The organism is Mesorhizobium sp. GW821-FHT07A06, assembly GCF_059419085.1.
In genome coordinates this window covers 25,204-49,456 of sequence record NZ_JBWKRC010000017.1, presented here as the reverse complement: position 1 = coordinate 49,456, position 24,253 = coordinate 25,204, and the positions used below count along the sequence as shown (strand labels likewise).

General features: G+C 63.4%; 22 protein-coding genes. 10 read left to right on the top strand and 12 right to left on the bottom strand.

Translation table 11 applies throughout. The features are described from left to right. Positions 1 to 2: 2 nt before the first annotated feature. Both AC07SZ_RS32910 and AC07SZ_RS32905 read left to right on the top strand, forming a co-directional pair. Positions 3 to 1,163, top strand: a complete 1,161-nt coding sequence (locus AC07SZ_RS32910; RefSeq protein WP_494917577.1) for a CaiB/BaiF CoA transferase family protein — start codon at positions 3 to 5, stop codon at positions 1,161 to 1,163. A 14-nt stretch (positions 1,164 to 1,177) separates the two neighbouring features. Next, positions 1,178 to 2,323 (top strand): type 2 periplasmic-binding domain-containing protein, encoded by a 1,146-nt coding sequence (locus AC07SZ_RS32905; protein ID WP_494917630.1) that lies wholly within the window; start codon positions 1,178 to 1,180, stop codon positions 2,321 to 2,323. Positions 2,324 to 2,388: 65 nt separating this feature from the next. Here AC07SZ_RS32905 and AC07SZ_RS32900 read toward each other — a convergent pair whose 3' ends face one another. Next, a complete protein-coding gene (locus AC07SZ_RS32900) occupies positions 2,389 to 3,228 on the bottom strand; it encodes an amidohydrolase family protein (protein ID WP_494917576.1) in 840 nt (279 codons plus the stop codon). A gap of 64 nt (positions 3,229 to 3,292) precedes the next feature. After that, positions 3,293 to 4,078: an IclR family transcriptional regulator gene (locus tag AC07SZ_RS32895; RefSeq protein ID WP_494917575.1), complete on the bottom strand. Its 786-nt coding sequence runs from the start codon at positions 4,076 to 4,078 to the stop codon at positions 3,293 to 3,295. A 167-nt stretch (positions 4,079 to 4,245) separates the two neighbouring features. On the opposite strand from AC07SZ_RS32895, the gene AC07SZ_RS32890 reads away from it, so the two are divergent. The 8 genes from AC07SZ_RS32890 to AC07SZ_RS32855 all read left to right on the top strand — a co-directional run bounded on the left by AC07SZ_RS32890 (position 4,246) and on the right by AC07SZ_RS32855 (position 11,531). Then, positions 4,246 to 5,565, top strand: a complete 1,320-nt coding sequence (locus AC07SZ_RS32890) for an ABC transporter substrate-binding protein (RefSeq protein WP_056564722.1) — start codon at positions 4,246 to 4,248, stop codon at positions 5,563 to 5,565. Positions 5,566 to 5,690: 125 nt separating this feature from the next. Further along, complete coding sequence (locus AC07SZ_RS32885; protein WP_056564725.1) at positions 5,691 to 6,587, top strand: carbohydrate ABC transporter permease; 897 nt, start codon at positions 5,691 to 5,693, stop codon at positions 6,585 to 6,587. Further along, positions 6,587 to 7,453 carry a carbohydrate ABC transporter permease gene (locus tag AC07SZ_RS32880; RefSeq protein ID WP_494917574.1) on the top strand — a complete coding sequence of 289 codons (867 nt, stop codon included), beginning with the start codon at positions 6,587 to 6,589 and terminating at the stop codon, positions 7,451 to 7,453. Before AC07SZ_RS32885 ends, AC07SZ_RS32880 begins: the two co-directional genes overlap by 1 nt. Before the next feature lie 4 nt (positions 7,454 to 7,457). Then, positions 7,458 to 8,555 (top strand): ABC transporter ATP-binding protein, encoded by a 1,098-nt coding sequence (locus tag AC07SZ_RS32875; RefSeq protein WP_494917573.1) that lies wholly within the window; start codon positions 7,458 to 7,460, stop codon positions 8,553 to 8,555. Positions 8,556 to 8,558: 3 nt separating this feature from the next. Continuing rightward, entirely contained in the window at positions 8,559 to 9,671 is a 1,113-nt protein-coding gene (locus AC07SZ_RS32870) for a mandelate racemase/muconate lactonizing enzyme family protein (RefSeq protein ID WP_494917572.1), read from the top strand. 9 nt (positions 9,672 to 9,680) lie between these two features. Next, on the top strand, positions 9,681 to 10,010 hold the full coding sequence (locus tag AC07SZ_RS32865) for an L-rhamnose mutarotase (RefSeq protein ID WP_056564736.1): 330 nt from the start codon (positions 9,681 to 9,683) through the stop codon (positions 10,008 to 10,010). Next, a complete protein-coding gene (locus AC07SZ_RS32860; RefSeq protein ID WP_494917571.1) occupies positions 10,003 to 11,079 on the top strand; it encodes a Gfo/Idh/MocA family protein in 1,077 nt (358 codons plus the stop codon). Before AC07SZ_RS32865 ends, AC07SZ_RS32860 begins: the two co-directional genes overlap by 8 nt. Continuing rightward, positions 11,076 to 11,531, top strand: a complete 456-nt coding sequence (locus AC07SZ_RS32855; RefSeq protein WP_056564742.1) for a MaoC/PaaZ C-terminal domain-containing protein — start codon at positions 11,076 to 11,078, stop codon at positions 11,529 to 11,531. The genes AC07SZ_RS32860 and AC07SZ_RS32855 overlap by 4 nt, the downstream gene beginning before the upstream one ends. A 13-nt stretch (positions 11,532 to 11,544) precedes the next feature. Here the strand turns inward: AC07SZ_RS32855 and AC07SZ_RS32850 are convergent, their stop codons facing one another. The 10 genes from AC07SZ_RS32850 to AC07SZ_RS32805 all read right to left on the bottom strand — a co-directional run bounded on the left by AC07SZ_RS32850 (position 11,545) and on the right by AC07SZ_RS32805 (position 24,135). Beyond that, positions 11,545 to 12,342 carry an ABC transporter permease subunit gene (locus tag AC07SZ_RS32850; RefSeq protein ID WP_056564745.1) on the bottom strand — a complete coding sequence of 266 codons (798 nt, stop codon included), beginning with the start codon at positions 12,340 to 12,342 and terminating at the stop codon, positions 11,545 to 11,547. A gap of 2 nt (positions 12,343 to 12,344) precedes the next feature. Continuing rightward, a complete protein-coding gene (locus AC07SZ_RS32845) occupies positions 12,345 to 13,202 on the bottom strand; it encodes a 2-aminoethylphosphonate ABC transporter permease subunit (protein WP_494917570.1) in 858 nt (285 codons plus the stop codon). After that, on the bottom strand, positions 13,195 to 14,340 hold the full coding sequence (locus AC07SZ_RS32840; RefSeq protein WP_494917569.1) for an ABC transporter ATP-binding protein: 1,146 nt from the start codon (positions 14,338 to 14,340) through the stop codon (positions 13,195 to 13,197). The genes AC07SZ_RS32845 and AC07SZ_RS32840 overlap by 8 nt, the downstream gene beginning before the upstream one ends. A gap of 32 nt (positions 14,341 to 14,372) precedes the next feature. Continuing rightward, positions 14,373 to 15,404, bottom strand: coding sequence for a 2-aminoethylphosphonate ABC transporter substrate-binding protein (locus AC07SZ_RS32835; RefSeq protein ID WP_065004922.1), 1,032 nt, complete (start codon positions 15,402 to 15,404; stop codon positions 14,373 to 14,375). Between the two features lie 255 nt (positions 15,405 to 15,659). Continuing rightward, positions 15,660 to 16,670 carry a 2-hydroxyacid dehydrogenase gene (locus AC07SZ_RS32830; RefSeq protein WP_494917568.1) on the bottom strand — a complete coding sequence of 337 codons (1,011 nt, stop codon included), beginning with the start codon at positions 16,668 to 16,670 and terminating at the stop codon, positions 15,660 to 15,662. Between the two features lie 2 nt (positions 16,671 to 16,672). Then, positions 16,673 to 18,031: a (R)-1-hydroxy-2-aminoethylphosphonate ammonia-lyase gene (gene pbfA / locus AC07SZ_RS32825; protein ID WP_494917567.1), complete on the bottom strand. Its 1,359-nt coding sequence runs from the start codon at positions 18,029 to 18,031 to the stop codon at positions 16,673 to 16,675. A gap of 72 nt (positions 18,032 to 18,103) precedes the next feature. After that, positions 18,104 to 19,561: a phosphonoacetaldehyde dehydrogenase gene (gene phnY, locus AC07SZ_RS32820; RefSeq protein ID WP_494917566.1), complete on the bottom strand. Its 1,458-nt coding sequence runs from the start codon at positions 19,559 to 19,561 to the stop codon at positions 18,104 to 18,106. A gap of 244 nt (positions 19,562 to 19,805) precedes the next feature. Next, the gene (phnA, locus tag AC07SZ_RS32815; RefSeq protein ID WP_494917565.1) at positions 19,806 to 21,062 is read right to left on the bottom strand and encodes a phosphonoacetate hydrolase; all 1,257 of its coding nucleotides are present in this window, start codon (positions 21,060 to 21,062) and stop codon (positions 19,806 to 19,808) included. A gap of 24 nt (positions 21,063 to 21,086) precedes the next feature. Continuing rightward, on the bottom strand, positions 21,087 to 22,286 hold the full coding sequence (locus AC07SZ_RS32810) for a 2-aminoethylphosphonate--pyruvate transaminase (RefSeq protein ID WP_056564766.1): 1,200 nt from the start codon (positions 22,284 to 22,286) through the stop codon (positions 21,087 to 21,089). A gap of 133 nt (positions 22,287 to 22,419) precedes the next feature. Next, a complete protein-coding gene (locus AC07SZ_RS32805) occupies positions 22,420 to 24,135 on the bottom strand; it encodes a Na/Pi cotransporter family protein (RefSeq protein WP_494917564.1) in 1,716 nt (571 codons plus the stop codon). Between the last annotated feature and the right edge of the window lie 118 nt (positions 24,136 to 24,253).

Here is a 24,253-nt window from a genome sequence, read left to right as displayed (position 1 = left end):
TGATGCCGGCAGCAGCCGAATTGCCGCTTGCCGGTCTCGTCGTCGTCGACATGAGCCAGTTCCTGTCCGGGCCCTATTGCTCGCTCCGGCTGCTCGATCTCGGCGCCCGCGTCATCAAGATCGAACGCCCGGACGGTGGCGACCTGTCGCGCCGGCTCTATCTCAGCGACACCGAGATCGGTGGCGACTCCACCATCTTCCACGCCATCAACCGGGCCAAGGAAAGTCTCGCCATCGACCTCAAGAACGAGGCCGATCTCAAGGCGTTGCGCGGGCTTCTGGCCAAGGCCGACGTGCTGATCCAGAATTTCCGGCCAGGCGTCATCGAGCGGCTCGGCTTCGACTATGAGGCGGTCCGCAAGATCAATCCAAGGCTCGTCTACGCCTCGATCAGCGGCTATGGCGAAGAGGGTCCATGGGTAAAGCGGCCCGGCCAGGATCTGCTGGCGCAGTCGCGCTCCGGCGTGATGTGGCTGAATGGCGACGAGGACCAGGGACCGGTGCCGTTCGGGCTTGCGATCGGCGACATGCTGGCGGGTGCTGCCTGCGCTCAGGGCATCCTGGCCGCCCTGGTGCGGCGCGGCATCACCGGCCAGGGCAGCCATATCGAAACCAGCCTGCTCGAGGCGCTGGTCGACTTCCAGTTCGAGGTGCTGACGACGCATCTCAATGACGGCCGCCGCCTGCCGCGACGCTCGAGCTTCCGTAGCGCGCATGCCTATCTCTCGGCACCTTATGGCGTCTACCCGGCCAAGGATGGCTATCTCGCCATCGCCATGACGCCGATCCCGAAACTCGCCGATCTGCTGTCGCTCGATGAGCTGGCGCCCTATCGCGACAAACCGGCCTCGTGGTTCACCGCGCGCGACGACATCAAGGCGATCATCGCGCAACGGATCGCCACCAAGACCATCGACGAGTGGCTTGCCATTCTCGAGCCAGCCGACATCTGGTGCGCCAAGGTACTGACCTGGCCGGAGATGCTGGCAAGCGAGGGATTTCAGTCGCTCGACATGCTGCAGACGGTGACACGCGAGGACGATGTCTCTATCCTCACCACCAGTTCGCCACTCAGGGTCGACGGCATCAGGGCCAAGGTCGATCGCGCCGCACCGCGCATCGGCGAACACAGCGCGGCGATCCGCGCGGAGTTCGGCCTGTGACCACGCTCAAGGGCATGACCTGGAGCCATCCGCGCGGCTATGATCCGATGGTTGCCTGCTCGTCTCTCTGGCAGCGGAAAACCGGCGTCGCTATCGAGTGGGACAAGCGCTCGCTGCAGGACTTCGAATCCTTCCCGGTCGAGGAGCTGGCCCGCGCCTACGACCTGATCGTCATCGACCATCCGCATGTCGGCCAGATCACGGCGGAAAGCTGCCTGACGCCGCTGGATGTCGCCGGCCGCGAAGCGGAGCGCACCGCGCTCGCTTCGGGCAGCGTCGGCCAATCCTATCCGAGCTATAGCTGGCAAGGGCGGCAATGGGCCTTCCCGATCGATGCCGCCAGCCAGGTCCAGGGCTGGCGGCCGGATGCGCTCGATACGCCGCCGGCTCGCTGGAGCGAGGTGCTCGATCTCGCCCGGCAAGGCCGCGTGTTATTGCCGTTGCGGCCGCCGCATGTGCTGATGGTTTTCTACACGCTGGCCGGCAATCTCGGACACGCTTGCGCCACCGATCCTTCCGGTGATCTCATCGATATCGAAACCGGCAGCCAAGTTTTCGAGGCCATGCGCGCGATCGCCGCGCTGGTCGAGCCGGCCTGTTTCGAGATGGACCCGATCGTGGTTTCCGAACGTATGGCCGAGGCCAATTCCAAGATCGTCTGCGCGCCGCTGATCTATGGCTATGTCTCTTATGCGATATCAGGGTTTCGCGCACACAGGCTGGCCTTTGCAGACATCCCGGCCGTTGGCTCCAGCGGCCCAATCGGCTCGGCGCTTGGTGGCACCGGCATAGCGGTATCGGCCCTTTCCAAGGCAAGAGATGCCGCGATCGATTTCGCCTACTGGGTCGCCAGCGGCAATGTCCAGCGCGGCCCGTATGCCGCCGCCGGCGGACAGCCGGGTCATGCCGCGGGCTGGGAGGATCAGACCGTCAACGCCGCGACCGACAATTTCTATCGCGGTACACGCGCAACGCTCGAGGGCGCATGGGTGCGGCCGCGCCATGACGGCTACATGGCGTTCCAGCAGGCAGCGTCCGACCGCATCCTTTCCGGCATGACTTCCGGGCACAAGGCCGCCCACGTCGTTGCCGATCTCAATCGCCTGTTCCGGGAGAGTTCCCCCGCACAGGTGTCCGGCGCTGCCGGTGGAGGAGCCTGAACGAAACCGAACGGAGGGCCGACGTTTGCGGGCTACGACCCAGCGAGAAGCCGAGGCGACCCAGCTTATTCAAGCCGCCACAGCCTGCGGGCATTACCAGACAACAATCCCTCGCGCTCCGCGACGCTGCAGCCGGAAAGCAGCGCATGGGTAGCGGCAACCCAGGTCGAGAGCCCGCCACCAAGCGTGCAGACCGGCCAGTCGCTGCCCCAGACGACACGGTCCCAGCCGAACGCTGCGATGGTGTGCTCGACATAGGGCCGCAGCGTCTCGACCGTCCAGTTGCCAGGATCGGCATAGGCGACGACGCCGGAGATCTTGGCCATGACATTCGGGCGTCGCGCGATCTCGCTCATGTGCTCGCGCCATGGGTGCTTGCCATTGCCCTTGATGTCGGGAACGCCGCAATGGTCGAGGACGAACTGGACATCGGGCGCCAGGTCGGCCAGCGCGACCGCCTTGGGAATCTGGTGCGGCAGCACGACGAGATCGAAGGTCAGGCCGGTGCCGCCAAGCCGCTTGATGTTGCCACGGAACAGGTCGCCTTCCGAGAGGTCGTCGGGCACAACGTGGAGCACGCGGCGGAAGCCCTTGACGAAGGGATTTGCCTGCTGGCGCTCGAGATAGGCGGCAAAGCCAGCCTCTTCCGGCCGGCACGATGCGATCACGCCTGCCAGCATGCTGCCCGCCTGCCGCGACAGGCCCTGGACGCGGGCGGTCTCTGCCTCGATATCGGCCGGATCGACATCGACCTCCATATGCAGCACGCGCTCGACGCCGACGCGCCGCGCTTCCGTGGCATAGTCCTCATAGGAGAAATCGCGGTTGAGCGCTGGCACGCCGGCAAGCCAGGGATAGCGCAAGGCCGAGCGCTCGATGAGATGCAGATGAGTGTCGATGATCATGGCGAGGCTCCTCCCCCAGCGTTTCAAATCATCTCACGGAGGAATTCTTCATTCAAATAAGAATTCATACCGATGAGCCAACGGTCGAACCTGCCAGATGCGACAGCTTCTCGCATGTTGCCAGCAGGAGTTCGATGGTCCGTGTAATGTCAGGCGCGGCAGGCGTGTTGATGACGGTGATGTAGGGGATCGACAGGGCGGCGATCGCCTTGCCGTCGGAACTGCGCACCGGTGCCGACAGGTTGAAGACGCCGGCGGTCTGCATCGAGGCCATCATTTCGTAGCCACGGTCGCGGATCTGGTCGAGCCGGGTGAAGAACTCGGCCGATTGCGCCGTCTTGTCGGTGCTGCGGACGTGCTCGGAGATCATCATCTGCCGCTCTTCCTGCGAGCGGAAGGCGAGCAGCACATGGCCTGAACCGGTATCGAACAGGCTGATGTGGGAGCCGACCCGGATCGAGATGCCCCAGTAGTTCGGCGCCTCTTGCTGGGCGATCACGACGGCGGAACCACGATCAAAAACAACGAGTTGGTTTGCCTGCTGCGACGTCTCGGCCAGTTCGCGCATCAGCGGCGTGGCGTAGGAAACCAGCCGCCGCACAGGGGCATGCAATTGCGCCAGGCCGAACAGTTTGAGCGTCAGCGAGTAGCGGTCGCCGTCCAGCCTTGTCACGTAGCCGCGCCGCACCAGCCGGTCCAGCATGCGGTAGAATTCATTGGGACTGCGGTCGAGTTTCTTGGCGATTTCCGCCTGCGTCAGGCCGCCATCGACGCCGGCCAACAGTTCCAAGATGTCGAGCCCCTTGTCGAGCGCCGGCGCGCGATAGCGCTCGTCTTCGCTGTCATCCATGGGCACTTCTCCAGTGAATTCTTCCCTTCATATACGCAGGAACGTGACCGGCGGAAACAAATTTCGCCTTGACGTGCGTATGAATGTTTTGTTTGTATATGAATGTAGCACTTCTTGTCACGCGGACAAGTTGCGGTCGCGCCAAGGCGCACCCAGGGAGGAAACCAATGAACAGACTGCTTTCCGGCGTCTCCGCCGGCGCATTGGTGCTTGCATTTGGTGCAGGCATGGCCCTTGCCGGCGACCTGCCCGGCAAGTTCGAAGGCGTGACCGTCGACGTGAAGCTGATCGGCGGCCAGCAATATGAAAAGCTCTATGAGCGCATTCCCGAATGGGAGAAGGCGACCGGCGCCAAGGTCAACATCCTGACCAAGAAGAATGGCTTCGACATCGACAAGGAGCTCAAGTCCGATATCGCCTCGGGCAGCACCAACTGGTGTGTCGGCTGGAACCACTCGTCGTTCGCGCCGCAGTACACCGGCCTCTACACCGACCTCAGCAAATTGCTGCCCAAGGCGGAGATCGACGCCTTCGTGCCGTCGACGATCAAGGCCGCGACCATCGACGGCAAGCTGGAAATGCTGCCGCGCGCGCAGTTCGACGTCTCGGCGCTCTACTACCAGAAGAGCCTCTACGAAAACGCCGATAACAAGACCAAGTTCAAGGCGAAATACGGCTACGACCTGGTGCCGCCGGATACCTGGAAGGAGGTCACCGACCAGGCTGAGTTCTTCGCCAACCCGCCCAATTTCTACGGCACGCAGTTCGCCGGCAAGGAAGAGGCGATCAACGGCCGTTTCTACGAGATGGTCGTCGCCGAAGGGGGCGAATATCTCGACAAGGACGGCAAGCCTGTCTTCAACTCCGAGGCCGGTGTCCGGGCGCTCGACTGGTTCGTCAACCTCTACAAGGCCAAGGCCGTGCCGGCCGGCACCACCAACTACCTCTGGGACGATCTCGGCCAGGGCTTTGCCTCGGGCACCGTCGCCATCAACCTCGACTGGCCGGGCTGGGCCGGGTTCTTCAACGATCCGAAGTCGTCGAAGGTCGCCGGCAATGTCGGCGTGAAGGTCGCGCCGAAAGGGTCTTCCGGCAAGCGCACCGGCTGGTCGGGTTTCCATGGCTTCTCGGTGACCGAAAACTGCCCGAACAAGGAAGCCGCGGCTTCCCTGGTCTGGTGGCTGACCAATGAGGACAGCCAGAAGCTCGAGGCCGCCGCTGGTCCGCTTCCGACCCGCACGGCGGTCTGGGACTGGGACCTGAAGCAGGCTGAAAACGATCCCTACAAGAAGGAGGTTCTCTCCGCCTTCCAGGAAGAAGCCAAGCATGCCTTCGCCGTGCCGCAGACACCTGAATGGATCGAGATCTCGAATGCCGTCTATCCCGAGTTGCAGGCGGCGATCCTTGGCGACAAGACCTCCAAGCAGGCGCTGGACGAAGCGGCCGCCAAGGCGACCCAGATCCTGCAGGACGCCGGCAAGCTCTAGAACCGTCTCCCAAGGCTGCCTCCCCCATGGTGATGGGGGAGGCGATCGCATCTTGTCGGAGGCTCCGCGGTGCAAATCGCCTTTCGGCGCCCCACCCACGCAAAGCAAAACCCCAAAGGATTCTGATGAAGGGCTTCAAGCCATCGGCGCCGTTCCTGCTGCTGCTCCCGGCCTTCATCGTGCTGGCGGCGGTCGTCGTCGTGCCGCTGCTCTTGTCGCTCTATTCCAGCTTCACACCCTTCCGCCTGACCAAGCCCGAGACATTCTATGTCTTCATCGGCGTCCGGAATTATCTCTCGATCCTGGCCAATACCGAGTTCTGGTGGGCCTTCGGCCGTACGGTGCTGCTGCTGACCATCGCGCTCAATCTCGAAATGCTGCTTGGCCTCGGCCTTGCCATGCTGGTCGAGAAGGCGACACGCGGCCAGCGCATCCTGCGCACGCTGATGATGTTTCCGATGATGTTCTCGCCGATCCTCGTCGGCTTCCAGTTCAAGTTCATGTTCAACGACAATATCGGCCTGGTGAACAACGCCCTGCAGTCGCTTGGCATCACACAGGACGCCATACCATGGCTGATCGAGGGCCATCTCGCTTTCATCGCCATCTCGATCGCCGAGATCTGGTCGTCGACCGCCATCTTCGCAATCCTGATCCTGGCCGGCCTGCTCGCCATGCCCAAGGAGCCGATCGAGGCGGCGCGCGTCGACGGCTGCACGCCATGGCAGACATTCCGTTATGTGACCTGGCCGTTCGTCATGCCCTTTGCCTATATCGCCATGACCATCCGCTCGCTCGACGTTGCGCGCGCCTATGACATCGTCAAGATCATGACGGATGGCGGACCGGCGGGCCGCACCGAGCTGCTGTGGACGCTGGTTGCGCGCACCGCCTACAGCGATGGACGCATGGGCATGGCCAACGCCATGGCCTATTTCTCGATCCTGCTGTCCATCGCCTTCACCGTCTATTTCTTCAACAAGCTCGCCGCGGCGCGCACGCAGATCGGTGCGGAGTGGTGATGGACGAGAATTCTTCCGCCCGCCTGAAGCGCCGGCTGCTCGGCATCGTCTATCGCATCGGCCTGTTCCTGGCGATGCTGATCATCTGCCTGCCGGGCCTGTGGATCGTCATCTCGTCGCTGCGGCCGACCGTCGAGATCATGGCCAAGCCGCCGGTGTGGATCCCGCAAGAGGTCTCGTTCGATGCCTATGTCTCCATGTTCTCAGGCATCGGCAAGGGCGGCATCCCAGTCATCGAATATTTCCGCAACTCGCTGATCATCTCGGTGACCTCGACGGTGATCGCGGTCGCCATCGGCATGGCCGGCGGCTATGCCTTCGCGCGCTATCGTTTTCGCGGAAAGTCCAGCGTCTTCCTCGGCCTGATGCTGACGCGCACGGTGCCCGGCATCGCGCTGTCGCTGCCGCTGTTCTTCCTCTATGTGCGGCTCGGCATCATCGACACGCATTTCGGGCTGATCCTTGCCTATGTCGCGCTCAATGTGCCGTTCACGATCTGGCTGATCGACGGCTTTTTCCGCCAAGTGCCCAAGGATTTGGCGGAGGCGGCGCAGATCGACGGCTGCACGCGCTGGCAGGCCTTCTGGCAGGTCGAGTTTCCACTCGCCGGTCCTGGCATCGCGTCGGCCGCCATCTTTGCGTTCCTGACCTGCTGGAACGAATTCGCGCTGGCTTCGCAGCTGACCCGCTCGGTCAGCGCCAAGACGCTGCCGGTCGGCCTGCTCGACTACACGGCCGAGTTCACCATCGACTGGCGCGGCATGTGCGCGCTCGCGGTGGTGATGATCATCCCGGCGCTCACCCTCACCTACATCGTCCAGAAACACCTTGTCGGCGGCCTGACCTCCGGCGCGGTGAAAGGCTGATCCCATGGCAACGGTTTCTCTCAAAAAGCTGACCAAGCGCTACGGCAATACCGGGATCGTGCACGGCATCGATCTCGATATCACCGACCGCGAATTCATCGCGCTGGTCGGTCCGTCCGGCTGCGGCAAGTCGACGACGCTGCGCATGATCGCCGGGCTGGAGGAGATCAGCGGCGGCTCGATCGAGATCGGCGGGCGCGTCGTCAACGACCTGCCGCCGCGCTCGCGTAACATCTCGATGGTATTCCAGTCCTACGCGCTCTATCCGCACATGACGGTGCGCGAGAATCTCGGCTTCTCCCTGAAGATCGCCGGTGCTGCCAAGGAAGAGATGGACCGCCGCGTCGCCGAGGCCTCGGCCATTCTCGGCCTCGACACGCTGCTCGACCGCCGACCGTCGCAACTGTCCGGCGGCCAGCGCCAGCGTGTCGCCATGGGCCGCGCCATCGTGCGCGACCCCGACGTCTTCCTGTTCGATGAGCCACTGTCCAATCTCGACGCCAAGCTCAGGACGCAGATGCGCACCGAGATCAAGAAGCTGCACGCCAAGGTACAGTCGACGGTGATCTACGTCACCCACGATCAGGTCGAGGCGATGACGCTGGCCGACCGCATCGTCATTATGCGCGACGGCCATATCGAGCAAGTCGGCACGCCCGACGAGGTGTTCCGGCGACCGGCGACACGCTTCGTCGCCGGCTTCATCGGCTCGCCGCCGATGAATTTGCACGAGGCGACGATCGATGACGGCCAGATGGTGTTCGCCAGCGGCGAGAGACTGCCTTTGCCCGGCCAGTTCAAGGCCAATGTCGCCATCGGCGACAAGGTCGTGTTCGGGCTGCGGCCGGACGATATCTATCCGGCTGGCCACGGCATCAGTTCCGGCGGAGCGGCTGACGTCCATGAGATCGAGCTGCCGGTTACCGTCACCGAACCGCTCGGCAACGAGACGCTGGTGTTCGTCGAATTCAACGGCACGGACTGGGTGTCGCGCATGCTGAATCCGAGGCCGCTCCGGTCGGGTGAGCGGGTGGCGATGAGCCTCGACCTGTCGCAGGCGCATCTGTTTGCCACTCAGACCGGAAAGACATTGCGGAGCTGATCGATGGCTAGAATCGAGAAAATCGAACTGCGGATGGTGGACCTTGTGCCCAAGGTCAAGCGCACCGACGCGATCCAGAGCTTCGTCAGCCAGGAAACGCCGATCATCACGATCACCGATTCCGACGGCGCGGTCGGTACGGGCTACAGCTACACGATCGGCACTGGCGGTTCATCGGTAATGCGGCTCTTGTCCGATCACCTGGCGCCGCGCCTGATCGGCCGTGATCCCGACATGATCGAGGCGATCTGGCACGATCTCGAATTCGCCACGCACGCCACCACCATCGGCGCGATCACGGCGATCGCCATCGCGGCGATCGATACGGCGCTTTGGGATCTCAGGGCGAAGAAACAGAACCTGCCGCTGTGGAAACTCGCCGGCGGCGCCAAGGACCGCTGCCCGCTCTACACCACCGAGGGCGGCTGGCTGCACATCGAGACGGCCGCCCTTGTCGATGACGCGCTGGCCGCCAAGGCCAAGGGCTTTCGCGGCTCGAAGGTGAAGATCGGCAAGCCGCACGGTTCGGAGGACCTCGCGCGCCTGTCGGCCGTGCGCAAGGCTGTCGGCGACGGCTACGAGATCATGACCGATGCCAACCAGGGTTTTTCCGTCGACGAGGCGATCCGGCGTGCGGCGAGGCTGCGCGAACTCGACCTTGCCTGGATCGAGGAGCCGCTGCCGGCCGACGACATCGACGGGCACCTGCGTTTGTCAAACTCGACGCCGACGCCGATTGCGATCGGCGAGTCGCTCTATTCGATGCGCCATTTCCGCGAATACATGCAGAAAGGCGCCTGCTCGATCGTCCAGGTCGATGTCGGCCGCATCGGCGGCATCACGCCCTGGCTCAAGATCGCCCACACGGCGGAGGCCTTCGACATTCCGGTCTGCCCGCATTTCCTGATGGAATTGCATGTCAGCCTGACCTGCGCTGTTCAGAACGGCCGGTATGTCGAGTACATTCCGCAGCTCGACCAGTTGACCGGCAAGCATATGCGCATCGAGGATGGGCACGCACTGGCGCCCGACGAGCCCGGCATCGGCATCGATTGGGACTGGGACGCGGTCAAGGCCATGAGCATCGCCGAATTCACCACGGCGATCACCAAATAGGAGACGGATATGCAGCGGATGGGGATGGTGCTGGGGTTGAAACCGGAAAAGGTGGAGGAGTATGTCCGCCTCCACGCCGCCGTCTGGCCCGACGTGCTGACCATGATCTCGGCCTGCAACATCAAGAATTACTCGATCTACCTGAAGCGGCCCGAGAACCTCCTGTTTTCCTATTTCGAATATCACGGCACCGACTACGCGGCCGACATGGCCAAGATGGCAGCCGACCCGAAGACGCAGGAATGGTGGGCGGTCTGCATGCCGTGCCAGGAGCCGCTGGCGACCCGCAAGGAGGGCGAATGGTGGGCTTCGATGGACGAGGTCTTCCATCATGACTGAGGGCGGTTTCGACCCTGCCTCGCTCATCCAGTCCTGGCCCAAACCCTCGAAGCCCCGGCCGATCGTCACTTTCGGCGCAGGTTCGATCGTCGGAGATGCGCATTTCCCGGCCTACAGAAAAGCAGGTTTTCCGGTTGCCGGACTTTATGATCCGGACCAGACAAAGGCGCGGACCCTGGCCGAGAAATGGGGCGTCACCGCATTCCGCTCGGTGGAAGAAGCGGCCACCGTCAAGGATGCGATCTTCGATCTGGCAACGCCGCCGGGACGGCACGCCGAGATCCTGAAAGCTCTCCCGGACGGCGCGGTCGCGTTGATCCAGAAGCCGATGGGCAATTATCTCGGCGAGGCTACCGAAATCCTCGAAATCTGCCGCGCCAAGAACCTCAAGGCGGCCGTGAACTTCCAGCTGCGCTTCGCGCCGATGATGCTGGCGCTCAAGGATGCCATCGCCAAGGGCTGGCTCGGCGAGGTCGTCGATTTCGACGCATGGCTGGCGCTGGCGACGCCGTGGCAATTGTGGGAGTTCCTGCTTAAGGCGCCCCGCGTCGAGATCGCCATGCACTCGATCCATTATCTCGATCTCGTCAGGCAATTGCTTGGCGACCCCAAGGGCGTGCACGCCAAGACACTCGGCCATCCCAACCACAAGGTGGCGCAGACGCGCACCAGCGCCATTCTCGACTATGGCGACACGGTGCGCTGCGCGCTGTCGATCAATCACGACCATAAGTTCGGTCGCCGTCACCAGGCCTGCGAATTCCGCATTTGCGGCACCGAAGGGGCGGCCTACCTCAAGCTTGGCCTCAATCTCGATTATCCCACTGGCGAGCCGGATATCCTGGAAATCCATCCAAAGGGTGGAACGGACTGGGTCACCGTGCCGCTTGCCGGTGAATGGTTCCCCGACGCCTTCGTTGGACGCATGGCCAATGTGCAGCGCTTTGCGGCCGGAGAAGACCACGAACTGGTCAGCTCGGTCGAGGACGCCTGGAATACCATGGCACTGGTGGAAGCCGCCTATAAATCGAGCGCGGCGCCGGCGACGCCGATCGCGGAAAGACCTTGATGGAACAGATCCAGTATTTCGAGGATTACGAGATCGGCTCGTCGCGCCTGACCAGCGGCCGCACCATCACCGAAACGGATTTCATCGTCCATGCCGGCCACACCGGCGATTTCTTCCCCCACCACATGGACGCCGAATATATGAAGACGACGCCGTTCGGCCAGCGCATCGCGCATGGCACGCTGGTGTTCTCGGTCGGCATCGGCTTGACGGCAAGCATCGTCAACCCGGTCGCCTTCTCCTATGGCTATGACCGGCTGCGCTTCATCAAGCCGGTGTTCATCGGCGACACGATCCGCACGCGCACCACCATCACGTCCAGGGAAGACGATCCCAAGCGACCGGGTTCCGGACGCGTGATCGAACGCTGCGAGGTGGTCAACCAGCGTGGCGAAGTGGTGCTGGCGGCCGACCACATCTACATCGTCGAACGCAAGCCGGCGCAGGGCTGAAGCTCACTCAATCTCAAGAACCGGTGGCGCGTGCGGTGATACGCTCGAGCCCAAGCAGCAGGACCAGCGTGGCCGCTACCAGGATCATGGTCAGGGCCGCGCCGGCAAAGATGTCGCCGCGATCGGTAAGGCTGAAGATCGATACCGGCAGCGTCACCCAGCCCGGCGGATAGACCATGACGGTGGCGCCGAGTTCGCCCATGGACAGCGCGAAGCTCAAGCCGAAGGCGGCGACGAGATAGGGGGCGAGCAGTGGCAGCGTGACGTGCCAGAGCCGGTAGGCCGGACGCGCGCCGAGGCTTGATGCCACCTGTTCGAAGTCGGGCGAAAGCCGTGCCAGGCCGGCCGAGACATTGCCGAAGGTGAAGGCCGAGATCAGCACGAAATGCGCGATCATGACGATCGCCACCGTGCCGTTGAGCAGCAGCGGCGGATGGCTGAAGGCGACCAGCAGGCCAAGGCCGACCGACACAGAAGGCACCGCACTGGGGATGAAGAACAGCAGGCCCAGCAGGCGCTTCAAGGCGTGCCCTTGAAGGCGAAGCGAAAGGGCCGCCCAGGTGCCGCTGACCAATGCAAGCGCACTGGCCAGGAAGCCGGTAATCAGGCTGGCCTTGACCGAGTTCCAGGCCGACCCCCTGACCACATCGGTGTAATGTTCCGTCGTCAGGCCATTGGGCAGCACGCCGTTCCACTGGTCGGCAAGGCTGGACAGAAGGATGACAGCCAGCGGCGCCAGGAACAGCACACCGAAGATCAGCGCGAAAAGCAACCACAGCACGATGCGACCAGGACGTGACCAGACCAGCATGGCTAGACCCCCAACCGGCCGGCGGCGAAACGGTAGAGGCCGAACAGGCCGAGCGACAACGCGATGTTGACCACTGCGATGATGCAGGCCACCTGATAGGCCGATTCCTGGATTGCCTTGCCGTAAATCAGCAGCGGCAGCGTGATGACGCCCTTGGCGCCGATGAACAGCACGATGCCGAACTCGTTGACGGTCAACAGCAGGCAGAGACTCCCACCGGCTATGAGCGCGGGCACCGCCGCCGGCAGGATCACCTGGCGCACGATGCGGAACGGCCTGGCGCCGAGCACGCTTGCCGCTTCGATCTGGCCCCGGTCGACGAGCGAAAATGCAGCGAGCAGCGGCCGCAGGATAAAGGGCGTGTAGACCGTGACTTCGGCCAGCACCACGCCCCATGTCGAATAGAGGAAATCGACGGGTGGCAGCGGCAGTGAGAAGGCCTCCATCAGCCCGGTGTTGAGCATGCCGGCGGAGCCGTAGAGGAAGGTGAAGGCAAGTGTCACCAGGAAGGTCGGCAGCGCGATGAAGGTGTCGATCAGCCGGGCGATGAAACCACTGCCAGCGAACGGCACGAAGGCCAGGATCAGCGCCAGCACGAGGCCGACGATCAAGCATCCGGCCGTCGCCGTGACCGAGATCGTCACTGTGTTGATCAGCGCGTTGAGAAAGAAGCGCGAATGCAGCACGCGGAAAATCTCGGCGGCATTGGCGACGCCGCTGTCGTCAAGGAAAGCCTGCCGGGCAATGAGCGCCAGTGGATAGAAGAACAGCAGCGCCAGCAGAGCAGCCGGTGGCACGATCCAGAATTTGCCGGGTTCCCGCCTGATCGCCGGCACGTCAAGGGCGACCGCCTCAGACACCGGCGTCTTCCGGCAGGAGCGAAGTGTCGGCAGGGGCGAAGAACAGCGGCACCCGGGCGCCGGGTTCGGGCAAGGCGATCGGCAGCTTCGTCGCCGAGACGCGAACCGGCGTGCCCTCGACATCGAGCACGAGATGGGTGAGCTCGCCCTGCCAGTGCACCTCCCTCAACGTGCCGACGATGCGGTTGGTGTGCTCGCTGTCGGCCGTCAGGCTGAGATGCTGCGGCCTGATGCAGAGCAAGCTCTTGTCGCCGGCCTTCTCGTCACGACCGGCACCAGCGAGCACCGCATCGCCATGCCTTGCCGTGGCAAAGCCCTTCGACCCGACGCCCTCGGCGACCGTCACCGGCAGGAGGTTGGCGCGGCCGAGGAACTCGGCGGTGAACCGGTTCGGCGGGCGGCGGTAGAGTTCGGTTGTCGGTCCGTGCGAACAGACCCTGCCGTCACGCATGATGGCGATCTTGTCGGCGAGCGTCAGCGCCTCGGTCTGGTCGTGAGTGACGTAGAGGATGGTCAGGCCCGGCAGGCTACGGTGCAGGCGAGCAATCTCCTCGACCATGTTGCGGCGGATCTGCGCGTCGAGCGCCGACAGAGGCTCGTCGAGGAGCAGCACACGCGGCCGAACAGCCAAAGCGCGGGCAATCGCGACGCGCTGCTGTTGGCCGCCCGAAAGCTCGCGCGGATAACGCCGGGCAAAGGTCGCCATGCCGACGGTGCCGAGCGCATCCCTGACCCGCTCGGCGATCAGCGCCTTGTCGGCGCCTTGCGCCCGCAGGCCAAAAGCAACGTTGTCTTCCACCCGCATATGCGGAAACAGCGCATAGTTCTGCACCACCATGCCGAGCCCTCGCTCGTAGGGCGGCAGGTCTGTCACATCGGTGGCGCCGATGCGGATGCGGCCACTTGCCGGCCGCACGAAACCAGCGACGGCCCGCAAGGCGGTGGTCTTGCCAGAACCGGACGGGCCGATCATCGCCAGGATTTCACCCGGCGCGATGTCCAGGGTCAGCGGATGCAGGACGACATGCGCGCCATAGGCGACGCTGACCTTGTCGAAGTGGACATTGGAGCCGGCGCCGCGAATTTTCGCGGCGTCGATGTCCATGACATTGGTACCAGTAAAGGCGGCGGCCGACATGGCTTGGTCCTCCGGATCTTTGCCCTCGGGTGTCAGCTTCCGGTCGCCTCGTTCCACTTCTTGACGTAGTCTGGAAGCTTGCTCAGTGCCTCGTCCCAATTCGGCGACCAGATGGTGACGCCCTTCATCGCCTCCTGCGCCTTTGCGAAGTTGGCGTCATCAGGCTTCACGTCCTTGCGGGCCGGCAGGCCGAGCGCAACCGAGCTCACCGTCGACTGGGCCTCCTTGGAAAGCAGGAAGTCGATCAGCTTCTTGCCGTTGTCGGCATTGGGTGCGCCGGTGACCAGACCGATTTCATAGGGCAGCGCAAAGGTGGAGCGGGTGCCATCCGGCCCGGCGGGCCAGAAAACCCTGATGTTGGGATTGTCGGCCATCTGCGACATGTTCATCTGCAGATCGCCATTGGCGACATGCAGTTCGCCCTTGTTGACCAGTGCGGTCAGCTTGCCGGTGGAGGCGGACGGACCGACATTGTTGTCCTGCAGCTTCTTCATGAACTCGAAGCCGGCGTCCTCGCCGCCGAAGGCGTGGATGATCTGCAGCATGACGGCTGTGCCGTCACCGGCCTGGCCGGGGGTCGAATACTGGATCTTGCCCTTGAATTTAGGGTCGAGCAGATCGTTGTAGCTCTTGGGCGCTTCCGACAGCACGGCGCTGTTGTAGATGAAGTTCATGTAGTTGTTGACCAGCGGCCGGTACTTGTCGGCGCCGCCGTCGATCTGGTCGGCGCCTGCCGGCTTGTAATCCTGCAGCAGACCGTCGGCGGCGGCGCGCTGGACGAAGGGCGGCAAGGTCACCAGCACGTCGGCCTGCGGATTCGACTTTTCCTTGGCGACGCGCTCGACGACACCGCCGGAGCCGGCCTCGATATACTGCACGGTGATGCCGGTCGCCTTGGTGAAGGCAGCGAATTCGGTCTCGTACCAGCTGCCATTGCCGTCATGCAGGCCGTCGGCGGAATAGATGGTGACGACGCCGTCGGCGAATGCCGGTCCGACGAGAGCCGACGACGCCAGGAGCGACGCGGCGAAAGCCATGGCTATGGTTGCATTGCGCGATTTCATGGATCAGTTCCCCTGTGATTGTTGGCACATTCTTCGATGCACTAGGACCAATCGGCTTCGGATCTCTGGCGGACGTTGAGCCGGCTGGATGTCGTCGTTGTGACAACTTTGAGGATTGGGGATCGATAAGTAAAATCTATTTATTTTATGACAGGCAAGCTTCTACTGATATTTGTCATGGAACTGTCGCATCCCTGTCTCAGGCACGATCCTGGCTGCGCGGGAAGTTTCTATCTATTTGAAAAATATAGTCTATCAGGCGAACGAGACGCCCGAGACCTGCACCCGCAAACGCGGATCATGCGAGCGGATGGTCACCGGTCGACCTTCGAGGATCTCGAAGCAGCGCGCGAGCGTGTCGTCTTCAAGCCGCCGCATCGCCTCATGCGTGAAGAAGGTAAGATGCGGAAACAGGATCACATTGTCGCGATCGAACAGGGCGCTCATCGGATGGCCTGACCTCGCCAATGGCTCGACCGAATAGACGTCAAGCGCGGCGCCACCGATACTGCCGGCAACGATCGCATCGACAAGCGCCGCCTCGTCGATCAGTGCGCCGCGCGAGACGTTGATGATGATTGCGGAGGCCTTCAGGCAAGCGAGTTCCGCCTTGCCGATCAGGCCGCGCGTCTTGTCGTTGAGCACGCAATGAAGGGAAACGAAGTCGCAGGCGCGCAGCATGGCATGGAGATCATCGACCTTTTCGATGCCGGCGGCCTGCAGGGTTGCGGCATCGACACCAGGATCGAAGCCAAGCACGCGAGCACGAAACCCTTGGCCTGCCATGCGCGCCATGCTGCGGCCGATCTTGCCGCAGCCGACGAGCCCCAGCGTGGCGCCGGACATGTCTCGGCCGAGCCAGCGCTGCTCGGGCCAGATCCAGCCGTCACGCGATACCGCCGCTGTGATCGCCGGCAATCGCTTGGCCAGCGCGATCATCAGGGCGAACGCACCCTCGGCGACGGTCTCCTCGGCATACTCCGGCACGTTGACGACGGGAATGCCGCGCCGCATCGCGGCAGGGATGTCGATCGCATCGATGCCGACGCCGTATTTGACGATGCCCTTCAATTTCGGCGCTGCGTGGATCACCGGCGCGGTGATGGGCGTGTAGCACATGAGAAGGAGATCGGCGTCGGCAACGGCGTGCATCAAGTCCGCCTCGGCAATGCCGTCCGGCAGCGTCATCAGGTCGACGCCGCTTGCCCGCAAGCCGGCATCGATGCCTGGGCATTCGAGTTCCCGGTCGGTGCGCACGGCCTTCATGATCAGGCCGCGAGCACGGCGCGCTCGACGATGTCGAGCCCGCGGTCGAGATCGGCTTTCGAGATGACCAGCGGCGGCGACAGCGTCAGCACATTGCCATGGCTGATCTTGAAGCTCAGGCCCTGCTCGAGGCAGGCGTAGAAGACGCGTTCGGCGAGATCACGCGCCGGCTGGCGCGTGGCGCGATCCTCGACCAGTTCAACGCCGACCATCAACCCCCTGCCCCTGACATCGCCGACTTCAGGCGAACGCGCCATCAAGTCCTGCATGCGTCCAAGCATATGCCGGCCGAGCTCGGCCGCGCGTTCGACCAGCCCCTCTTCGAGGATGATGTCGATGGTGGTCAGCGCGGCGCGCGCCGTCACCGGGTTCTTTTCGTGGGTGTAGTGACCGATGGCGAAGCCGCCGGTGACGTCGAGGTCGCGGCGCGCGATGACGGCGGCAATCGGCAGGATACCGCCGCCCAGCGACTTGCCGAGAACGACGATGTCGGGTGTCACGCCGTCATGCTCGTGGGCGAAAAACCTACCTGTCTTGCCGAGACCAGTCGGGATCTCGTCGAAGATCAGCAGCGTTCCGTGCCGGTCGCAGGCCTCGCGCACGCGCTTCCAGAAGCCCGGCGGCGGCGGGTTGGGTGTCGCGCGCATCGGTTCGGCGACGACCGCGGCCACATCCTGCTCGCGGCCAAGCACATAGGCGATCATGTTGGCGCAGGCGAGCCCGGACGCTTCAAGGGAATCGTGGCCATAGGGGCAGCGATAGCCGTCCCAGGGCGCGACATGCTCGGTGCCGGTCATCATCGGGCCTGAAATGTGGGAGCGGAAGGTCGCTTCACCGCCGACGCTCGCCGCACCAAAACCGGCGCCGTGGAACGCATCCCAGAACGACACGGTCTTGAAGCGGCCGGTCGCGGCGCGTGCGATCTTCAGCGCCACTTCGATGGCATCCGAGCCGCCTGTCGTGAACAGCACCTTGCCGAGATCGCCGGGCGCCAGCGCCGCCAGTTTCTCGGCAAGTTCGACAGCGGGCTCGCAGGTGAAGCGGCGCGGCGCGAAACAGAGTTCATCGAGCTGCTTCTTGATCGCTGCCACCAGCCTGGGATGGGCGTAACCGAGGTGATGCACGCTGTTGCCGTGGAAATCCATGAAACGACGGCCGGCGGTGTCCTCGATCCAGATGCCTTCCGCCTTGGCGATCGTCGACAGACAGGGGCTGGAGAGGCTCTGATGCATGAAGGCGGCCGCGTCGCGATCGAGCAGACCGCGGATGCGGGGATCATCCTGGCCGGCGTCCCAGCGGCCGCGTGCCGCCGTCGTGTTGGAATCGCCCTCGGTATGCACAAGCTCTGATATTGCGGCCATCATCGTCTCCGAAACGCGAATGAGGGAGCGTGGAACGCCCCCTCGACTAATCTGCCAGTCGACGCTGTCCGGTCACGACCAAGGCAGCGAGAATGTCTTCACATTGGTGTAGCTCTTCATCGCTTCGATGACGCCTTCCTTATAGCCATTGCCCGAATCCTTGATGCCGCCGAAGGGCGACATCTCGATGCGATAGCCTGGCACTTCCCAGATGTTGACCGTGCCGACCTGCAGGCCCGCAATGTATTTCTGCATGCGCGGAAAGGAGTTGGTGCAGACACCCGACGACAGGCCGAAGGCGGTCGAATTGGAGAGTGCGATCAGCGCCTCGTCATCGTCCGGCGCGCGCACGATCGGGATGATCGGCCCGAATGTCTCTTCCATCACCAGTTCTGATGTGTGCGGCACGCGATCGACGACGATCGGCGGCAGCAGCGCACCCTGCCGGCCGGGATTGTAGAGTATTTCGGCGCCTTGCTCCGCGGCCATGTGGACGCGGGTTTCGAACAGTGCCGCGGCCTTCTCGTGCACGACGGTGCCGAGATCGGTCGAGCGATCCATCGGGTCGCCGAAGCGGATTTTTTTCGCCCGCTCCAGCACCAGCGGGGCGAAACGGTCGGCGACGCTTTCCTGGACAAGGATGCGCTTGACCGCAGTGCAGCGCTGGCCGGAGTTTTTCGTCGCTCCGGCCACCGCCAGGTCCGCCGCCTTCGCCAGATCATCGTCCGACAAATCGTTGAGGATGATCAGCGGATCGTTGCCGCCGAGTTCCAGCACCTGGCGCTTGTAGCCGGCGGTGCGGGCGATCATCTTGCCGACCGGCACGCCGCCGGTGAAGGTGATCAGGTCGATGTTCTCGTTGGTGATCATCTCGCTGCCGATATCGGCCGGCCAGCCGGTCACCACCGACAGCATTTCCGGCGGCAAGCCGGCCTCATAGAGAATGTCGGCCAGAAGCAGCGCCGTCATCGGCGTCAGTTCGGTCGGCTTCACCACCACGCAATTGTTGGTGGCGATCGCCGGCGCCACCTTGTGCGAGACCATGTTGAGCGGATGGTTGAACGGCGTAATCGCCGAGATCGCCTTCAGCGGCTCGCGGGTGGTGAAGATCTTGCGCGCCTTGCCATGCGGGGTGAGATCGCAGGAAAAGATCTGGCCGTCATCCTGGATGCACATCTGCGCCGACAGCGTGAACACGTCATAGGCGCGGCCAACCTCATAGAGCGAGTCGGACTTGGAGATGCCGAGTTCGAGCGTGATGAGATCGGAGATCTCTTCGCGGCGCGACGCCAGCGCTTCAGCGGTGCGAAACAGGATCTGCTGGCGCTCGTAGCGTGTCAGTTTCGACTTGTAGCCGGCGGCGATTTCGAATGCCCGTCGCGCATGCTCGGCGCGGCCGGCCGGCACGGTGCCAATGACGGTGTCATTCCAGGGGTAACGCACCTCGACGATATCATCGGCATCGACCTTCTTGCCGGCGATACGCATCGGCTCGTGGCGAACTTTGATGGCAGGGTCAAGCTTGGTCATGTGAGTCTTCCCGGTGCTCAGTGAGCAACATTGATTTTTGTCGGCTAGGCCATCGCGTCTCATCAATAGCTTCCCCCACTCCGTCGCCGCTTCGCGGCGCCACCACCCTCCGGAGGAGAGGAAGGGAGCCAAGGCTGGCAAGCTCAGCGCCTTTCCTCTCCCCGTCGATCGGGGGAGAGGTGGCCCGAAGGGTCGGAGTGGGGGTCGACTAGCGCAATCACCTACTGGCCACCCAACTCAACCCTCACGCCAGCGCCGCCGCCATCGTCGCGTAGTAGAAAGCGTCGAAATTGCGCAGCGTCGGCTCGTTCGGCAGGTCGGGCAGTACGCGGTTGACGATGAACGGCACCTCCTGCTCGGTCAGCCCGCCATGCGAGCGAAGCGGCTCGTTGAGGGCCGCCAGATCGTGGCGATGCTCCGACGTGCCAATCGTCTTGTTCTCGGTCGAGATCAGCACGATGTCGCCGATCCTATCGGCAGGAAGCTCGAAGCGCTCGCAGGCGGTCGGGCTGTCGACGACCAGCATGATGCCGTCTGTCTTGGCGAGCCGCGCCATGATGCCGGCCTGGTCGGCGCCATCGGGCAGATAGGCGGTGGCGAAGGAACCGAGCGCGCCGTGGTGGACGACATAGGGGTCGGTGATCGGCAGGATGACACGGGCAGCGTCCTTGCCAAGCCACTCGTCGAGCAGGTCCTGGACATAGACCACATCGGGCGAACCGTCCGCCTTGTGCTTGGGCTTCATGCCATGGTCGGCGGTGACGACGATCGCCGCGCCCAGCGTATCGAGCTCGGCCAGGTACTTGTCGAACATCTCGTAGAAGGCGTTGGCCTGGGGCACGCCGGGCGCATATTTGTGCTGCACATAGTCGGTGGTGGTCAGGTACATGATATCAGGACGGAATTCCCTGAGCAGCTGGACGCCGGCGGCAAAGACGAATTCCGACAGTTCAGCCGAATAGACTTCAGGCACCGGCAGTCCGAAGTGCTTGGAGGCATTGTCGATGCCGTGCTCGGCCTTGGTGGTGGTGTCGGACTTTTCCGCCGAGAAGCACAGTGCGCGGCCCTCATCGAAAGCCAGTCCCTTGCCCAGCAACGCGCGCAGCTTGTCCTTGGCGGTGACCACGGCAACCCTGGCCCCGGCATCGTAGAAAGCCTGGAAAATGGTCGGCGCGCGCAGGAAGCGCGGGTCGTTCATCATCACTTCCTTGCCGGTCTCGCGCTCGTAGAGATAGTTGCCGCAAATGCCATGCACCGACGGCGGGCGACCTGTGGCGATCGACAGATTGTTGGGGTTGGTGAAGCTTGGAATGACCGAGTGCGCGAAGCGCACCGTGCCCTTCTGCTTGATCCTGACCAAAGCCGGCATCAGCCCGGCCTTGATCGCCTCGTCGAGATAGGCCGGCTCGCAGCCGTCAAGACAGATGGCGATCGCCGGCACACGTGGCCAGGCGTAGGTGCGACCGTTGACGGCGACGTTGATGGGAGACATCTGGTTCATCGAAAATCCTCGAAATCGGCCGCGTCAGGCGGCGAGTTTGGCGCGCTCGGCGATTGCCGCGGCGGGTGGGGCGGCGGTGTCGACGCCCATTTCCTTCAGAGACTGTGCCGCCGCCTCGACGACGCGGCGCATCACATGTTCGTCCATCTGGCCGATGCAGCCGACGCGGAAGGAATCCACGACCGTCAGCTTGCCCGGATAGATGATGAAGCCCTTGTCCTTCATCAGTTCGTAGAAACGATCGAAGGCGAAGTTGGCGTGGGCCGGATTGAAGAAGGTGACGATGATCGGCGACAGCCAACGGTCTTTCAGCAGAGTCTCGAAGCCAAGTTCGCGCATGCCGGCGACCATGACATCACGGTTCCTGGTGTAGCGGGCGCCACGGCCGGCGACGCCGCCTTCGGCCTCGTGCTGGCGCAGCGCTTCGAGGAAAGCGGCCACGACATGGGTCGGCGGGGTGTAGCGCCATTGGCCTGTCTTGTTCATATGCGCCCACTGCGCATGGACATCGAGCGACAGCGAATGGCTGCGGCCCTTGGCTGCTTCAAGTTCGCTCTTGCGGGCGATGATGAAGCCGAAGCCCGGCACACCTTCGATGCACTTGTTGGCGGAGGAAACCATCGCCTCGTAGCGGATCTCGTTGACGTCGAGCGCAACGGCGCCGAAGGCGCTCATGGAATCGACCAGCAACTTGCGGCCCTTTGCATGGACCGCCTCGGCAATCTCGGCGACCGGGTTGAGGATGCCCGAGCTGGTCTCGCAATGGATGGCAATGACATGGGTGATGGCGGGGTCCGCATCGAGAGCGGCCGCCACCTCGTCGCCGCGTGGCGGCAGGTAGTCGCCCTTGTCGATCAGCGTATAGGCGCGGCCGAGATATTGCATGGTCTGCGCGGCGCGTAGGCCGTAGGCACCATTGGCCAGGACCAGAACCTTGCCGTCCCTGGGCACGAACGAGCCGAGCATCGCCTCCACGCAGAAGGAGCCGCTGCCCTGCATCGGCACGCAATCGAACTCGTCGTTCGCGTCACCGGTCAGTGCCAGCAGGCGGCGGCGCAAGTCTGATGTCATGGCACGGAAGTCGCCGTCCCAGGATCCCCAGTCGCGCAGCATGGCCTGCTTGACCGAATAGGCCGTGGTGAGCGGCCCCGGGGTCAACAGATACGGCTCGCCCAGCGCCGGCCTGGCCAGCGGCTCCGCGGCAAATTTCGTCTCGGCGAGCATGGTGTCCTCCGACAGATCGCTGCTTTTTGATGTGGCCTCATTCTTGGCCCGAACGACATATTTGTAAAATCGTTATTTTGTATCGAAGTATCGATTTAGGCGATGAGCTTCTTTGCCGATTTCATGGAGCAATTCAGCCTTGCCACGCCACGGCGGACGCCATCTCGCCTGTCGCCTCACTGCCCCTTGCCAGCCGGCTCTCGAGCAGATCGCCGCTCTGCGTCAACAGGGGGTAGGCGACCGAAGCCATCAGCGAGTTGATTTCCTTCAGTGCCCTGACCGCCTCCAGATGGATGTCGCTGGTGTCGATGCTTTGCGGCATTCCCGACTGCAGGCGCTTGAGATGACGGTCATGGCTCATGCGTTCCAGCTTGCGCATCCTCTCCTTCTCGACGACGAGTTGCCGCGCCGAATCGAGATCGCTCGATACCAGCACGTTGAGCGCAAGCTGCATGTTGGCCATGACACGGTTATGAAGCCCGGCCAGTTCGCTCCAGCCATCGCGCGAAAAGCGCAGGTTCTTGTCACGCAATTCCTGGGTGAGCACGAGCAGGTTCTTGGCGACGATGTCGCCGGCGCGTTCGAGATTGATAGCGAAGTCGGTGAGTTCGATGCCGCGCTGGGCCTCGGCCGCGGTCATGCTGCCGCGATTGACCTCGGCAATGTAGAGCTTGATCTCGGTGTGGGCGCGGTTGACCTCGTCATCGAGCTTCTGCACCTGTCGGATCTGCTCGGCAGCGCCGGCATCGAAGAAATCCATCACCGGACGCAGCATCACCTCCACGACCTCGCCCATGCGCAGCAACTCGCGCGTCGCACTGGCCAAAGCAAGGCCCGGTGTGCGCATGACGCTGCGGTCGAGCGCGCTGGCACGACGCGACATGAGGTCCGTGTCCTCGCCTGCCTTTGCCGGCGGCTTGTCGGCGATCAGCAAGGTGACCAGCCGCTCCATCATGCCGGTGAAGGGCAGGCAGCAGACGACCAGTGCGAGATTGAAAGCGAGATGCAGATTGACCAGTTGCCGGCCTTCGGTTGCGCCGAACATATCCGTCGGAAACGCTACGGCCTGAAGCGCAAACAAGGCGGCGAGCGCCGCCGTGCCACGAAAGATCAGATTGCCGAGCGGGACACGACGCGCCGCGACGGCCTCGCCGCGCGTCAGCCACACCGCGATGAGCGCACCGCCGCAATTGGCGCCGAGGATGAAGAACAGACCGATCTCGACGGGCAAAACGCCTTGCGCGGCGAGTGTGACGAACAGCAGGACCGCCGCCACACTGGAATGGATCAGCCATGTGAACAGGGTCGCCGCGGCAAAGGCGGTGAAGTAGTCGGCGCGCAAATAGGAAATCACCAGCGGCAGCAATGTGCTCTGCCGCATTGGCGCGGTCGCCTCGCCGATCATATGCAGCGACAGCAGAACGAAGGCCACCCCCATCAGGATGCGCCCGCCTTGCCTGATGCCGCGCGCCTCGAACTTCAGGAACATCGCTCCGCCGACCAGGATCAACGCCGGCACCAGCCAGCTAAGGTCGAACGACAGCACCTGTACGACCAGCGCCGAACCGAGGTCGGCGCCAAGCAGGATGGGCAGCCCTGATGACACCGACACCATGCCGCTGGCGGCAAAGCCGGTCGTCAAGATGGCGACGGCGGTGGAGCTTTGCAGCAGTACCGCAAGCAGCGTGCCGACACCCGCCGACCTGATCCGGGCGCCCCGGGTTTGTCTCAACGCATCGCGCAGTACGGGGCCGCAGGCTCGCTCCACTCCGGTACGCACCATGCGCACCGCCCAGAGCAGCAGCATGACGGCACCCGCCAGATGCAGCAGGATGATGGAGAATTGCATGGCCGTGCCTCCGATGCCAACGGCCGGCAGGACGTCGACCCACACTCAGGCTGATGGCGGGCTGAACATAAGTCAAATCGTTCGTTTCTATCTTTCAGTTAGTGTGCCTTATGCTAAG

Coding starts and splice junctions, on each gene's coding strand:
- AC07SZ_RS32910 (WP_494917577.1), top strand. CDS start 3: ATGCCGGCAGCAGCCGAATTGCCGCTTGCCGGTCTCGTCGTCGTCGAC.
- phnA (WP_494917565.1), bottom strand. CDS start 21,062: ATGAACCAGATGTCTCCCATCAACGTCGCCGTCAACGGTCGCACCTAC.
- AC07SZ_RS32895 (WP_494917575.1), bottom strand. CDS start 4,078: ATGGATGACAGCGAAGACGAGCGCTATCGCGCGCCGGCGCTCGACAAG.
- phnY (WP_494917566.1), bottom strand. CDS start 19,561: ATGACCAAGCTTGACCCTGCCATCAAAGTTCGCCACGAGCCGATGCGT.
- AC07SZ_RS32890 (WP_056564722.1), top strand. CDS start 4,246: ATGAACAGACTGCTTTCCGGCGTCTCCGCCGGCGCATTGGTGCTTGCA.
- AC07SZ_RS32860 (WP_494917571.1), top strand. CDS start 10,003: ATGACTGAGGGCGGTTTCGACCCTGCCTCGCTCATCCAGTCCTGGCCC.
- AC07SZ_RS32830 (WP_494917568.1), bottom strand. CDS start 16,670: ATGAAGGCCGTGCGCACCGACCGGGAACTCGAATGCCCAGGCATCGAT.
- AC07SZ_RS32865 (WP_056564736.1), top strand. CDS start 9,681: ATGCAGCGGATGGGGATGGTGCTGGGGTTGAAACCGGAAAAGGTGGAG.
- AC07SZ_RS32840 (WP_494917569.1), bottom strand. CDS start 14,340: ATGTCGGCCGCCGCCTTTACTGGTACCAATGTCATGGACATCGACGCC.
- AC07SZ_RS32905 (WP_494917630.1), top strand. CDS start 1,178: ATGACCTGGAGCCATCCGCGCGGCTATGATCCGATGGTTGCCTGCTCG.
- AC07SZ_RS32835 (WP_065004922.1), bottom strand. CDS start 15,404: ATGAAATCGCGCAATGCAACCATAGCCATGGCTTTCGCCGCGTCGCTC.
- pbfA (WP_494917567.1), bottom strand. CDS start 18,031: ATGGCCGCAATATCAGAGCTTGTGCATACCGAGGGCGATTCCAACACG.
- AC07SZ_RS32885 (WP_056564725.1), top strand. CDS start 5,691: ATGAAGGGCTTCAAGCCATCGGCGCCGTTCCTGCTGCTGCTCCCGGCC.
- AC07SZ_RS32875 (WP_494917573.1), top strand. CDS start 7,458: ATGGCAACGGTTTCTCTCAAAAAGCTGACCAAGCGCTACGGCAATACC.
- AC07SZ_RS32870 (WP_494917572.1), top strand. CDS start 8,559: ATGGCTAGAATCGAGAAAATCGAACTGCGGATGGTGGACCTTGTGCCC.
- AC07SZ_RS32900 (WP_494917576.1), bottom strand. CDS start 3,228: ATGATCATCGACACTCATCTGCATCTCATCGAGCGCTCGGCCTTGCGC.
- AC07SZ_RS32805 (WP_494917564.1), bottom strand. CDS start 24,135: ATGCAATTCTCCATCATCCTGCTGCATCTGGCGGGTGCCGTCATGCTG.
- AC07SZ_RS32880 (WP_494917574.1), top strand. CDS start 6,587: ATGGACGAGAATTCTTCCGCCCGCCTGAAGCGCCGGCTGCTCGGCATC.
- AC07SZ_RS32810 (WP_056564766.1), bottom strand. CDS start 22,286: ATGCTCGCCGAGACGAAATTTGCCGCGGAGCCGCTGGCCAGGCCGGCG.
- AC07SZ_RS32850 (WP_056564745.1), bottom strand. CDS start 12,342: ATGCTGGTCTGGTCACGTCCTGGTCGCATCGTGCTGTGGTTGCTTTTC.